This is a genomic window from Pseudomonas sp. NUPR-001 (assembly GCF_052147955.1).
GTDB lineage: Bacteria > Pseudomonadota > Gammaproteobacteria > Pseudomonadales > Pseudomonadaceae > Aquipseudomonas.
Window position 1 is genome coordinate 1,081,331 of the sequence record NZ_CP197353.1, and the last position, 12,880, is coordinate 1,094,210.

Here is a 12,880-nt window from a genome sequence, read left to right on the forward strand (position 1 = left end):
CAGGACCATGGCAAATGCGCATAGCGGCAAAATGATCGTCGGGCTCGATATCGGCACCTCCAAGGTTGTGGCGCTGGTAGGTGAAGTCAAAGACGACGGCTCCCTGGAAGTCGTCGGTATCGGCACCCATCCTTCGCGCGGGTTGAAGAAGGGCGTGGTGGTCAACATCGAGTCGACCGTACAGTCGATCCAGCGGGCGGTGGAAGAAGCCCAGCTGATGGCCGGCTGCCGGATCCACTCGGCGTTCGTTGGCGTGGCCGGCAATCACATCCGCAGCCTGAACTCCCACGGCATCGTGGCGATTCGCGACCGTGAAGTCAGCTCGGCTGACCTTGAGCGCGTGCTCGACGCCGCGCAGGCTGTTGCCATTCCGGCCGATCAGCGCGTTCTGCACACCCTGCCGCAGGACTACGTGATCGACAACCAGGAAGGCGTCCGCGAACCGCTGGGCATGTCCGGTGTGCGTCTGGAAGCCAAGGTTCACGTGGTCACTTGCGCCGTCAATGCCGCACAGAACATTGAAAAATGTGTGCGCCGCTGCGGCCTGGAAATCGACGACATCATCCTTGAGCAACTGGCATCGGCCTATTCGGTGCTCACCGATGATGAGAAAGAGCTGGGCGTGTGCCTGGTGGACATCGGCGGTGGTACCACAGACATCGCCATCTTCACCGAAGGCGCGATCCGTCACACCGCGGTGATCCCGATTGCCGGTGATCAGGTGACCAACGACATCGCCATGGCCCTGCGCACGCCGACCCAGTACGCCGAAGAGATCAAGATCCGTTACGCCTGCGCCCTGGCCAAGCTGGCCGGTGCTGGCGAAACCATCAAGGTGCCAAGCGTCGGCGATCGTCCACCGCGCGAACTGTCGCGCCAGGCCCTGGCTGAAGTGGTCGAGCCACGTTACGACGAACTGTTCACCCTGATTCAGGCCGAACTGCGTCGCAGCGGCTACGAAGACCTGGTGCCTGCGGGCATCGTCCTGACCGGCGGCACCTCGAAGATGGAAGGTGCGGTAGAGCTGGCCGAAGAGATTTTCCACATGCCGGTGCGCCTGGGCGTGCCGCATAGCGTGCGCGGTTTGAGTGACGTTGTACGCAACCCGATTTATTCCACCGGTGTGGGCCTGCTGACCTACGGCTTGCAGAAGCAGTCCGACGGCGTGTCCCTGACCGGTACCAGCAGCAACAACTATGGCGATGAACCCAAGGCACCGGCGTTCGAGCGTTTCACACGCTGGGTCAAAGGCAACTTTTAAAGTTTCAAAGCAGTAGTAGTAGGCGCAAAAACTAGAGAACTGTAAGGAGAGGGAAAATGTTCGAGCTCGTAGACAACGTCCCGCAAAGTCCGGTCATTAAAGTGATCGGCGTCGGTGGCGGCGGTGGCAACGCCGTCAATCACATGGTCAAGAGCAACATCGAAGGCGTCGAGTTCATCTGCGCCAACACCGATGCTCAAGCGCTGAAAAACATCGGCGCACGCACCATTTTGCAACTGGGCACCGGCGTAACCAAGGGACTGGGTGCTGGCGCTAATCCGGAAGTGGGCCGTCAGGCCGCTCTGGAAGACCGTGAGCGTATTGCCGAGGTACTGCAGGGCACCAACATGGTGTTCATTACTACGGGCATGGGCGGTGGTACCGGTACCGGTGCTGCGCCGATCATCGCCGAAGTGGCCAAGGAACTGGGTATCCTCACCGTTGCGGTGGTGACCCGTCCGTTCCCGTTCGAAGGCCGCAAGCGAATGCAGATCGCCGATGAAGGCATCCGTGCACTGGCAGACAGCGTCGACTCGCTGATCACCATCCCGAACGAAAAACTGCTGACCATCCTCGGCAAAGACGCCAGCCTGCTGTCCGCCTTCGCCAAGGCTGACGACGTACTGGCCGGTGCCGTTCGCGGTATCTCCGACATCATCAAGCGTCCGGGCATGATCAACGTCGACTTCGCCGACGTTCGTACCGTGATGAGCGAAATGGGCATGGCAATGATGGGCACTGGCTGCGCCAGCGGTCCGAACCGTGCACGTGAAGCCACCGAAGCGGCGATTCGCAACCCGCTGCTCGAAGACGTCAACCTGCAGGGCGCCCGCGGTATCCTGGTCAACATCACCGCAGGTCCTGACCTGTCGCTGGGTGAATACTCGGATGTCGGTAGCATCATCGAAGCCTTCGCTTCCGATCACGCCATGGTCAAGGTCGGTACCGTTATCGATCCGGACATGCGTGACGAATTGCACGTGACCGTGGTTGCCACTGGTCTGGGCGCGAAAATCGAGAAGCCGGTCAAGGTTATCGATAACACCATGCAAACGGCTGCCATGCAGACTGCCGCCCCAGCCCCTGTTCGTCAGGAGCAATCGTCGGTGAACTACCGCGATCTGGAGCGTCCGACCGTCATGCGCAATCAGGCGCACGCCGGTGCTGCCGCGGCTGCCAAGCTCAATCCGCAAGACGATCTGGACTATCTGGACATTCCAGCTTTCCTGCGTCGTCAGGCCGATTGATGAAATTTATCAGGGGTATAAGGGTGATTGGTGTTCAGCAAAGGCCGGGTCTGGTATTATCCTCAGCCTTTGTTGATACCAGTTCGCAATTTGCGCTGAAGCGGCCAATGCCATGATTAAACAACGCACCCTGAAGAATATTATCCGTGCCACAGGTGTCGGCCTGCACTCCGGGGAAAAGGTTTACCTGACCCTCAAACCTGCACCTGTGGATACCGGCATCGTATTTCGCCGTGCCGACCTCGACCCCGTGGTGGAAATTCCTGCCCGCGCGGCAAATGTCGGTGAGACCACCATGTCCACGACACTGGTCAATGGCGATACCAAGGTAGACACGGTTGAGCACTTGCTCTCGGCCATGGCTGGCCTGGGCATCGATAACGCCTACGTCGAGCTCTCCGCGTCCGAAGTGCCGATCATGGACGGTAGCGCAGGACCCTTCGTATTCCTGATTCAATCTGCCGGCCTGGAAGAACAGGACGCAGCCAAGAAATTCATCCGCATTCTGCGCGAAGTGACAGTGGAAGATGGCGACAAGCGCGCTACTTTCCTGCCGTTCGACGGATTCAAGGTGAGTTTCGAGATCGATTTCGATCACCCGGTGTTCCGTAACCGGACTCAAAGTGCCAGCGTGGACTTTTCCAGCACCTCGTTCGTGAAGGAAGTCAGCCGCGCCCGTACCTTCGGGTTCATGAGCGATATCGAGTACCTGCGCAAGCACAACCTCGCACTCGGCGGCAGCGTGGAAAACGCCATTGTGGTCGACAAGGACGGCGTGCTCAATGAAGACGGCCTTCGTTACGAAGACGAATTCGTCAAGCACAAGATCCTCGACGCCATCGGCGACCTCTACCTGCTGGGCAACAGCCTGATCGGCGAGTTCAAGGGCTACAAGTCCGGACACGCGCTGAACAACCAGCTGCTGCGCAAGCTGATCGAGGAAACAGATGCCTGGGAAGTGGTGACTTTCGAAGATGCCAGTACGGCACCGATCTCTTACATGCGTCCGGTTGCGGCAGTGTAAGTTCGAACACTCTCTCTAGTGATTAAGGCCACCTTCGGGTGGCCTTTTTTATTGGCGGCTCAAGCAGCCCCGGTGGGAGCGGGCTTGCCCCGGTACAAACCGCAATCGCGGGGTAGTGCGCTTCAGCCTGTGGGAGCGGGCTTGCCCCGCGAAGCGATGTGACTGGCAAATCGCAATCGCGGGGTAAAACCCGCTCTTACCGGTCTGTTTTGCGGGTATGGCTGGCCAGGCGCTCCAGCGCTGCGCGCAGTTTCGGGTCGCTGATGCCTTCAGCCGTTGCCTGAATGCTCTCCACGGCCTGGCTGGAAAGGTCAACCGTATGACCGGTCGCACGACTTTGGGTAACCGGCGGCTGCACTTTGAACAGAATGCGTGTCAAACCGGCAAAGGCTTCCAGCTCCTGTAACTGCCGCTGCAGGCGTTTTTGCTGGTAGCGCAGGCGGGTCGCCCAATGGCCATCGGTGACCACCAGCAGCAGTACACCTTCGCGCCAGGAGGCAATGTGACAATGCTCACGTGCTGCGGGCTGCAGCTGGCTGTCGAGCAGTTTTTGCAGTTGTGCCAGACGCTGGGCCCGGCTGAACAAGGCTTTGAGCGGCCGGGCTTCGCGCAGCAGTACGGCGGGGGCACGGGCCGGCAGGGGGCGAAAAGCCATGTAGGGACACCTGAAGTTACAGTTCCGCCATCTTATCAGATACCCCGGCATGCGCCTTGTCTGGGGGCCCGCTGAAAAACTTCATGTTGCCAATGGGTTGAAGTTGTGAAAAAAGCCCTTATTGTTTAAAAGCCCCGTCAAAGGCGCTGTGCCAGCATCGTGGAAATCCGCCACTTTCCTCACCGTCGTTTCCGGGTAGAATGCTCGTTCGCATGCGGCCATAAGGGCTGCACGGGCGACTCACGGGGCCGCCCTCCATCCCTATGTGTGGAAGATCCTGCCGATATGTTTGCGCCTTTGTTAAAAAAACTTTTTGGAAGCAAGAACGAGCGTGAGGTGAAACGCCTGCTCAAGGCGGTGCAGTCCGTCAATGCCTTCGAAGAGAAGATGGTGGCCCTCTCGGACGAACAGCTGCGCGGCAAAACCGCAGAGTTCAAAGAGCGCCTGGCCAAAGGCGAGACCCTCGACCAACTGCTGCCAGAAGCCTTCGCCGTCGCGCGTGAGGCTGGCAAGCGGGTCATGGGCATGCGCCACTTCGACGTCCAGTTGATCGGCGGCATGGCCTTGCACGAAGGCACTATCGCAGAAATGCGCACCGGTGAAGGCAAGACCTTGGTCGCAACCCTGGGCGTGTACCTCAATGCACTGTCCGGCAAGGGTGTGCACGTGGTCACGGTCAACGACTACCTGGCCCGCCGTGACGCCAACTGGATGCGCCCGCTGTATGAATTCCTCGGCCTGACTGTCGGCGTCGTTACGCCGTTCCAGCCGCCGGAAGAAAAGCGCGCTGCCTATGCTGCCGATATCACCTACGGTACCAACAACGAATTCGGTTTCGACTACCTGCGCGACAACATGGCGTTCAGCATGGAAGAGAAATTCCAGCGCGAGCTGAATTTCGCCGTGATCGACGAAGTCGACTCCATCCTGATCGACGAAGCCCGTACTCCGCTGATCATTTCCGGTCAGGCTGAAGACAGCTCCAAGCTGTACATCGAGATCAACAAACTGATCCCGCGCCTGAAGCAGCACATCGAAGAAGTCGAAGGCCAGGTTACCCAGGAAGGCCACTACAGCATCGATGAGAAAAGCCGTCAGGTCGAACTCAACGAAGCCGGTCACCAGTACATCGAAGAGATGCTCACTCAGGTCGGCCTGCTGGCTGAAGGCGAGAGCCTCTACTCCGCGCACAACCTGGGCCTGCTGACCCACGTTTATGCCGGCCTGCGCGCGCACAAGCTGTTCCATCGCAACGTCGAATACATCGTCCAGGACGGTCAGATTCTGCTGATTGACGAGCACACCGGCCGTACCATGCCGGGCCGCCGTCTGTCCGAAGGCCTGCACCAGGCCATCGAAGCGAAGGAAAACCTGAACATCCAGGCCGAAAGCCAGACCCTGGCATCGACCACCTTCCAGAACTACTTCCGTCTGTACAACAAGCTGTCCGGCATGACCGGTACCGCTGACACCGAAGCCTTCGAGTTCGCCCAGATCTATAACCTCAACGTTATGGTCATTCCGCCGAACAAGCCGCTGGCCCGTAAGGACTTCAACGACCTGGTTTATCTGACTGCCGACGAGAAGTACGCGGCGATCATTGCCGACATCAAGGAAAGCATGGCGCAGGGTCGCCCGGTGCTGGTCGGTACGGCCACCATCGAAACTTCCGAGCACATGTCCAACCTGCTCAAGAAGGAAGGCATCGATCACAAGGTACTGAACGCCAAGTACCACGAAAAAGAAGCCGAGATCATTGCCCAGGCCGGTCGTCCGGGGGCGCTGACCATCGCTACCAACATGGCCGGTCGTGGTACCGACATCCTCCTGGGCGGTAACTGGGAAGTGGAAGTCGCGGCCATGGAAAACCCGACCCCTGAGCAGATCGCGCAAATCAAGGCCGACTGGCAGAAACGTCACCAGCAGGTGATCGAGTCCGGTGGCCTGCATGTCATCGCTTCCGAGCGCCACGAATCGCGCCGTATCGACAACCAGCTGCGTGGTCGTGCCGGCCGTCAGGGTGACCCGGGTTCCAGCCGCTTCTACCTGTCGCTGGAAGACAGCCTGATGCGTATCTTCGCCTCTGATCGGGTGAAGAACTTCATGAAGGCACTGGGCATGCAGTCCGGTGAAGCGATCGAGCACCGCATGGTCACCAACGCCATCGAAAAAGCGCAGCGCAAGGTCGAAGGTCGCAACTTCGACATTCGTAAGCAACTGCTCGAATTCGACGACGTAGCCAACGAACAACGTAAAGTCATCTACCACATGCGTAACAGCCTGCTGGCCGCTGACAACATTGGTGACACCATCGCCGAGTTCCGTCAGGAAGTGCTCGACGCCACCGTCGCCCAGCACATTCCACCGCAGTCGTTGCCTGAACAATGGGACGTGGCGGGTCTGGAAGCGGCGCTGGCCAGCGATTTCGGGGTCAAGCTGCCGATCCAGCAATGGCTCGACGAAGACGATCACCTGTACGAAGAAACCCTGCGCGAAAAACTCATGACCGAGCTGTTGGCGGCCTACAATGAGAAAGAAGAGCAGGCCAGTGCCGAAGCGCTGCGTACCTTCGAGAAGCAGATTCTGCTGCGCGTACTGGACGACCTGTGGAAAGACCACCTGTCGACCATGGACCACCTGCGTCACGGTATCCACCTGCGCGGCTATGCGCAGAAGAACCCGAAGCAGGAGTACAAGCGCGAGTCGTTCGCACTGTTCCAGGAACTGCTCGATTCGATCAAGCGCGACACCATTCGTGTGCTCTCGCACGTTCAGGTACGCCGCGAAGATCCGGCCGAAGAAGAAGCCCGTCTGCGCCGCGAGGCCGAGGAGCTGGCAGCACGCATGCAATTCCAGCACGCTGCAGCACCGGGCCTTGAGCAAAACCAGGAGCAGGAAGAGGGCGCTGAAGTCGCCGTCGCCGCCGCTCCGGTGCGCAACGACCTGAAACTGGGCCGTAACGAACTGTGCTGGTGTGGTTCGGGCAAAAAGTTCAAGCACTGCCACGGCCAGATCAACTAACGTCGTCTGCCCGGCCGTTCACTGACTCACGAACACCACGCCGCGCCGGTCTTGACCGTCGCGGCGTTGTTCCATCTCAAGCACCGGCCTATTCGCCCCGGTGTACTTTTTTCTAGGAGCGCTTTCATGGCTGTTGGTCTTGGTCCTTTGCCAACGTTGCACCCGGTTCCAGGTTTTGAACTCGGCATCGCCTCTGCGGGTATCAAGCGCCCGGGGCGCAAGGATGTAGTGGTCATGCGCTGCGCCGAAGGCTCCAGTGTGGCTGGCGTGTTCACCCTCAACGCCTTTTGCGCAGCGCCAGTGATCCTCGCCAAGCAGCGCGTGCAGGGCACCGTGCGTTACCTGCTGACCAACACCGGTAATGCCAACGCCGGTACCGGCGCTCCGGGCCTGGCCGCTGCCGAGCGCACCTGCGCCAAACTGGCCGAGCTGACCGGGGTCGATGCCAGCGCCGTGCTGCCATTCTCCACCGGTGTCATCGGTGAACCGCTGCCGGTGGAAAAAATCGAAGGCGCGCTGCAGGCGGCCCTGGATGACCTGTCGGAAAACAACTGGGCCGCTGCCGCCACCGGCATCATGACCACCGACACCCTGCCTAAAGGCGCCAGCCGCCAGTTCCAGCATGATGGCGTGACCATCACTGTCACCGGTATCAGCAAGGGCGCCGGGATGATCCGTCCGAACATGGCCACCATGCTTGGCTACATCGCCACCGACGCCAAGGTTGCCCCGCAGGTGCTCAAGGACCTGATGCTCGATGGCGCCAACAAGTCGTTCAACCGCATCACCATCGATGGCGATACCTCGACCAACGATTGCTGCATGTTGATCGCTACCGGCAAGGCCAACGTCGCTGAAGTGACCGAAGCCCGCGGCCCATTGTTCGAAGCGCTGAAAAAAGCCGTGTTCGAGGTGTGCATGGAAGTGGCCCAGGCCATCGTTCGTGACGGTGAAGGCGCGACCAAGTTTGTCACCGTTGAAGTCAACGGCGGCGGCAACCACCAGGAGTGCCTGGACGTCGGTTATGCGGTGGCCCACTCGCCACTGATCAAGACTGCGCTGTTCGCCTCTGATCCGAACTGGGGCCGCATTCTCGCCGCGGTAGGTCGTGCCGGTGTGCCGGAGCTGGATGTCAGCCTGATCGACGTGTACCTGGGAGATGTGTGCATCGCCAGCAAAGGCGGGCGCAGCGCCACCTACACTGAAGCGCAGGGTGCAGCGGTGATGGCTGAAGAAGAAATCACCATCCGTATCGAACTGGGCCGTGGCCAGTGCAGCGAAACCATCTGGACGACTGACCTGTCCCACGAGTACGTGAAGATCAACGCTGAGTACCGTACCTGACCTTTTCGCGGGGCAAGCCCGCTCCCACAGTAATTGGTGGGAGCGGGCTTGCCCCGCGATCGTCCCCCCTGATGGAGCCGAACCATGAGCTACCACCTGATCATCGGCGACAAGCTTTACTCCTCCTGGTCGCTACGCGCTTTCCTGGCCCTTGAGCTGGCTGGCGCTACCTTTGAAGAAACCCTGATCAAACTCAACCAGCCCGACACCCGTGCGCGGCTGCTGAAGTACTCGCCGACTGCCAAAGTGCCGCTGCTCAAGTGTGAGCACGGCACCATTGCCGATTCCCTGGCGATTGCCGAATACCTGGCCGAGCGTCATCCACAGGCCAACCTGTGGCCGACCGACGTCGCCGCCCGGGCCCAGGCACGCTCTGCCTGCGCGCAGATGCACAGCGGCTTCTTTGCCCTGCGTGGCAACATGCCGTTTGACCTGTCTCGCGACCAAGCACTGGAAAGCATGCCGCTTGAAGTGCAGGTCGAAATCGACCGCATTGTTGCGCTGTGGTCGGAATGCCGTTTGGCGGCCAAAGCAGCCGGTCCGTTCCTGTTCGGCACGCCGAGCCTGGCGGATGCCTTCTTCGCCCCGATTGCCGTGCGCTTGCGTACCTATCGGGTGGACGTGCCCGCCGAAGCGGCTGCCTATATCGAAACTATCTACCAGTGGCCGGCCTTCCAGGCCTGGCAGAAGGCTGGCCTGGCGGAGCGTGAAGGGTGAAACGCATACATGTAGCCGCTGCCGTGATTCGCGGCGCCGATGGCCGAATCCTGATTGCCCGTCGTGCCGATAGCCAGCACCAGGGCGGTCTGTGGGAGTTCCCGGGCGGCAAGGTTGAAGACGGCGAGGCTGTGGACGTTGCCTTGGCCCGTGAGTTGAATGAAGAGCTGGGCATTGTCGTCACCCGCGCGCGGCCCTTGATCAAGATCTACCACGACTACTCGGACAAGCAGGTATTGCTGGATGTTTGGGAAGTCGATGGCTTTACCGGCGAACCCCATGGCGCCGAAGGCCAACCACTGGCCTGGGTCACCACCCGTGAGTTGCCGCAGTATGAGTTCCCGGCGGCCAATCAGCCGATCGTCGCAGCGGCACGCTTGCCGGGTGAGTACCTGATTACCCCGGACGGCCTGGAAGTGCCGCACATGCTGCGCGGTATTCAAAAGGCCATTGCTGGCGGGATCAAACTGGTTCAACTGCGTGCGCCGAACATGTACGACCCCAAGTACCGTGACGTGGCGGTGGATGCCGTAGGCCTGTGTGCAGGCAAGGCGCAACTGATGCTCAAAGGGCCGCTGGAGTGGCTGGGGGACTTCCCTTCGGCGGGCTGGCACCTGACCTCCGAGCAACTGCGCAAGTACGCCAGCAAGGGCCGACCGTTCCCCAAAGAACGCTGGTTGGCGGCTTCTTGCCACAGTGCTGAGGAACTGGCATTGGCCGAGCAGATGGGTGTGGATTTCGTCACCTTGTCGCCAGTGCAGGCAACCCAGACCCATCCTGACGCTCAGCCGCTTGGCTGGGAGCAGGCCCGGCAGTTGATCGACGGTTTTAGCAAGCCGGTGTATCTGCTCGGTGGTGTTGGTGCAGCCGAGCGTGAGAAAGCCTGGTTGCATGGTGCTCAGGGCGTGGCTGGGATTCGCGCGTTCTGGCCTGAGGTTTGACTGCATCGCGGGGCAAGCCCGCTCCTACAGTGTTCGGTGGGAGCGGGCTTGCCCCGCGATGAGGCCCTCAAGGCTTCGCCGCCGCCTGCCAAAGCACCTCAGCCACCCCCTGGCGCCGCCCGATCAAGCGCGCTGCCACAAACAGCAAATCCGACAACCGATTGATATAAGCCAGGCCAACCCCGGCCAGCGGCTCAACGCTGTTCAATTGCTGACACCGCCGTTCGGCACTACGTGCCAGGCTCCGGCACACATGGGCCTGGGCGATCAGCGCAGAACCACTGGGCAGGATGAAGTTTTCCAGCGGCCCCAGCTCTTCATTCCAGCGGTCGATAGCGGCTTCCAGGCGCTCCACTTCGATGCTGTTCAGTGCCTGGTAGCTGGGCATCGCCAATTCACCACCCAGGTCGAACAGCCGATGCTGGCAAGGTGCCAAAACCTCGATGACTTCTTCCAGGCCGTGTTCGGCCAGCCCGGCCAGCAGCAGGCCGAGCTGGCTGTTGAGGCTGTCGACCTCGCCAATCGCCTCGATACGCGGGTGATCCTTGGGCACCCGGCGGCCATCGCCCAGGCCGGTTTCGCCCTTGTCGCCGGTGCGGGTGTAGATTTTCGACAAGCGAAAGCCCATGTTCATGACTCCCTTTTCAGTGGCTCGGCCCCGGTCGGCGAGCTGTTGGCCAGTGGCAGGCGCAAGGTAAAGCAGGTGCCCTGACCCGGTGCCGACTGCACTTCCATCTGGCCTTTGTGGTTGTTGGTAATGATGAAGTACGACACCGACAGGCCCAACCCTGTGCCCTGGCCGATTTCCTTGGTGGTGAAGAACGGCTCGAAGGTCCGTTTGCGCACCGCCTCAGGCATGCCGACACCGTTGTCTTCCACCTGAATCTCTGCCCACGGCGGGTTGAGCCGGGTGCGCAGAATAATGCGCCCCGGTTCGCTGTCGTCTTCGCGCAGGTGGATGGCCTGGGCGGCGTTTTTCAACAGGTTGAGCAGCACTTGCTCCAGTTCGTTGGCGGTGCAGGGCACCGGCCCCAGGTTAGGGTCGAACTGGCGGATGATGGCTTGGCCTTTGAAGTCGAAGCCAATGGTCAGGTCGAAGTCGTTACCGGCAATTTCTACCGCCTGGTCGATCAGTGCAGGCAGGTCGCAAGGCGCCAGCTGGCGGTTGCTGCGACGGCTGAAGCTGAGCATGTGGGTGACGATTTTCGCCGCACGCGCCCCGGCTTGTTGGATGCCGTCGAGCAACTGCGGTACTTCGCGGCTTTCCAGGTAGCGGTTGACCACCGGCAGGTCGATGCCCAGTTCGTCTGCCTGTTCCTGATTTTTCGCAAGGTCCGGCGACAGGCGCCGACGGATGTTCTGCACGTTGTGCAGGATCGCCCCCAACGGGTTGTTGATTTCGTGAGCCATACCGGCCGCCAGGCCGCCCACCGAAAGCATCTTCTCCGACTGCACCATCATTTCTTCCAGTGACAGGCGCTGGGTAATGTCGTCGATACGGATCACCACGCCGCGTCCGCCGCCGCCCATCAACGGGTAGAAGGTCAGGGCGTAGTGGCGGGCATCCTCGCCTTTGGTCCAGGTCACCCGTTCAATTTTTGCTACCCGGTGCTTCTCGACGCTTTCCTTGAGCTGTGGCAAGAACGGCTTGAGCGGCTCGAAGGCGAGGAAAATCGGCTGGTTCAGCGCTTCGTCCAGCGGTGTGCCAGACAGGGCACTGGCTTCCTGGTTCCACTGGGTCACGTACAGCTGTTCGTCGAGAGCGATCAGCGCCGACGGCATGGAGTCGATGATGCTGTTGAGGTAGTTCTGGAATCCGGTGAGCTTTTTCTCGATTTTGCTGCGCACCTGAACTTCAAGTTCCAGTTTACGGTTGGTGTGGCGGGTCTCCACGGCCAGGCCCTGGGCTTGGTCGTAAGCCTCCTGGAACTCGTCACGGGCGCGCTTGAGCTGCTGCTCGCGGGCTTCGATACGTGAAAGCATGGTGTTGAACGCATCGGCCAGGCTGCCGATTTCGTCGTCATTGCCGCGCTGGGCGCGCAGCGCGTAATTCTCTTCGCGGGTGACCTGGCGCGAGAGCTGTTCGAGCTGGTTGATCGGTTGGGTGATCAGGCGCTTGATCTGCCGGGCGATGATCATCCACAGCAGCACACTGAACACCAGAATGCCCAGGCTGGCGGTGAGAATGCCGGTGTAGAAGGCCATCGGCAGTTCGCTGCTGGCAACCATCAGCAGGTAGCCGGGAGGGCTGCCCGGTCGCGGCAGCTTGGTCAACTGCGTGCTGCGAAACTCGGTGACGCGCCAGTTCTCAATGTGCCGGTAGCGGGTGGGCAGGGGCAGTTGCTCACCGTGTTGCAGCTGCGCGAGCAGTTTGCCGTCGCTGCCATACACGGCCGCTGCACGCAGCGGGGTGTAGCTGTCGAGCTCTTTGAGCAGGGCGTCAGCCGCTTCGGGGGAGTCGGCGGCCTTGCTGGAAAGCTCAGGATTGGCCACCAGCCGACCGATGGTCTGCAGGGCTTGTGGCGCCATGCTTTCCTGGGAAATCCAGTAGGCGGCGCTGATGAAGGTCAGGTTGGCCACCAGCAAAATGGTGATCAACAGTACCAGCAGGGCGGCCAGCAGTTTCTGGCCGACCGGCAGGTTCTCCAGGCGTTCGCGCAGCGTCATGTG

Annotated in this window: 10 protein-coding genes; 7 read left to right on the forward strand and 3 right to left on the reverse strand. The window is 60.6% G+C overall.

Features of this window, described 5'->3' with window-relative positions; genetic code table 11:
• The first annotated feature begins 7 nt into the window (after positions 1 to 7).
• The 3 genes from ftsA to lpxC all read left to right on the forward strand — a co-directional run bounded on the left by ftsA (position 8) and on the right by lpxC (position 3,532).
• Entirely contained in the window at positions 8 to 1,261 is a 1,254-nt protein-coding gene (gene ftsA / locus ACP6KB_RS05070) for a cell division protein FtsA (RefSeq protein WP_442112332.1), read from the forward strand.
• A gap of 56 nt (positions 1,262 to 1,317) precedes the next feature.
• Positions 1,318 to 2,508: a cell division protein FtsZ gene (gene ftsZ, locus ACP6KB_RS05075; RefSeq protein WP_045183523.1), complete on the forward strand. Its 1,191-nt coding sequence runs from the start codon at positions 1,318 to 1,320 to the stop codon at positions 2,506 to 2,508.
• A gap of 112 nt (positions 2,509 to 2,620) precedes the next feature.
• A complete protein-coding gene (lpxC, locus tag ACP6KB_RS05080; protein ID WP_028943297.1) occupies positions 2,621 to 3,532 on the forward strand; it encodes a UDP-3-O-acyl-N-acetylglucosamine deacetylase in 912 nt (303 codons plus the stop codon).
• 196 nt (positions 3,533 to 3,728) lie between these two features.
• On the opposite strand, the gene ACP6KB_RS05085 is transcribed toward lpxC, so the two are convergent.
• On the reverse strand, positions 3,729 to 4,187 hold the full coding sequence (locus ACP6KB_RS05085; RefSeq protein WP_442112333.1) for a DUF721 domain-containing protein: 459 nt from the start codon (positions 4,185 to 4,187) through the stop codon (positions 3,729 to 3,731).
• A 285-nt stretch (positions 4,188 to 4,472) separates the two neighbouring features.
• Here ACP6KB_RS05085 and secA point away from each other — a divergent pair, with 285 nt between their 5' ends.
• The 4 genes from secA to ACP6KB_RS05105 all read left to right on the forward strand — a co-directional run bounded on the left by secA (position 4,473) and on the right by ACP6KB_RS05105 (position 10,210).
• Complete coding sequence (gene secA, locus ACP6KB_RS05090) at positions 4,473 to 7,208, forward strand: preprotein translocase subunit SecA (protein WP_442112334.1); 2,736 nt, start codon at positions 4,473 to 4,475, stop codon at positions 7,206 to 7,208.
• A 126-nt stretch (positions 7,209 to 7,334) separates the two neighbouring features.
• A complete protein-coding gene (gene argJ, locus ACP6KB_RS05095) occupies positions 7,335 to 8,552 on the forward strand; it encodes a bifunctional glutamate N-acetyltransferase/amino-acid acetyltransferase ArgJ (protein ID WP_442112335.1) in 1,218 nt (405 codons plus the stop codon).
• An 84-nt stretch (positions 8,553 to 8,636) separates the two neighbouring features.
• Positions 8,637 to 9,269, forward strand: coding sequence for a glutathione S-transferase family protein (locus tag ACP6KB_RS05100; protein WP_442112336.1), 633 nt, complete (start codon positions 8,637 to 8,639; stop codon positions 9,267 to 9,269).
• Positions 9,266 to 10,210 carry a Nudix family hydrolase gene (locus tag ACP6KB_RS05105; RefSeq protein ID WP_442112337.1) on the forward strand — a complete coding sequence of 315 codons (945 nt, stop codon included), beginning with the start codon at positions 9,266 to 9,268 and terminating at the stop codon, positions 10,208 to 10,210. The genes ACP6KB_RS05100 and ACP6KB_RS05105 overlap by 4 nt, the downstream gene beginning before the upstream one ends.
• Positions 10,211 to 10,277: 67 nt before the next feature.
• Here the strand turns inward: ACP6KB_RS05105 and ACP6KB_RS05110 are convergent, their stop codons facing one another.
• Positions 10,278 to 10,838, reverse strand: coding sequence for a cob(I)yrinic acid a,c-diamide adenosyltransferase (locus tag ACP6KB_RS05110; protein ID WP_442112338.1), 561 nt, complete (start codon positions 10,836 to 10,838; stop codon positions 10,278 to 10,280).
• 2 nt (positions 10,839 to 10,840) lie between these two features.
• Complete coding sequence (locus ACP6KB_RS05115) at positions 10,841 to 12,877, reverse strand: sensor histidine kinase (protein ID WP_442112339.1); 2,037 nt, start codon at positions 12,875 to 12,877, stop codon at positions 10,841 to 10,843.
• Positions 12,878 to 12,880: the final 3 nt, after the last annotated feature.

What these genes read in the sequence shown, in the direction of transcription:
- ftsA (WP_442112332.1), top strand. Translation starts at nt 8, where the DNA reads ATGGCAAATGCGCATAGCGGCAAAATGATCGTCGGGCTCGATATCGGC.
- ftsZ (WP_045183523.1), top strand. Translation starts at nt 1,318, where the DNA reads ATGTTCGAGCTCGTAGACAACGTCCCGCAAAGTCCGGTCATTAAAGTG.
- lpxC (WP_028943297.1), top strand. Translation starts at nt 2,621, where the DNA reads ATGATTAAACAACGCACCCTGAAGAATATTATCCGTGCCACAGGTGTC.
- ACP6KB_RS05085 (WP_442112333.1), bottom strand. Translation starts at nt 4,187, where the DNA reads ATGGCTTTTCGCCCCCTGCCGGCCCGTGCCCCCGCCGTACTGCTGCGC.
- secA (WP_442112334.1), top strand. Translation starts at nt 4,473, where the DNA reads ATGTTTGCGCCTTTGTTAAAAAAACTTTTTGGAAGCAAGAACGAGCGT.
- argJ (WP_442112335.1), top strand. Translation starts at nt 7,335, where the DNA reads ATGGCTGTTGGTCTTGGTCCTTTGCCAACGTTGCACCCGGTTCCAGGT.
- ACP6KB_RS05100 (WP_442112336.1), top strand. Translation starts at nt 8,637, where the DNA reads ATGAGCTACCACCTGATCATCGGCGACAAGCTTTACTCCTCCTGGTCG.
- ACP6KB_RS05110 (WP_442112338.1), bottom strand. Translation starts at nt 10,838, where the DNA reads ATGGGCTTTCGCTTGTCGAAAATCTACACCCGCACCGGCGACAAGGGC.
- ACP6KB_RS05115 (WP_442112339.1), bottom strand. Translation starts at nt 12,877, where the DNA reads ATGACGCTGCGCGAACGCCTGGAGAACCTGCCGGTCGGCCAGAAACTG.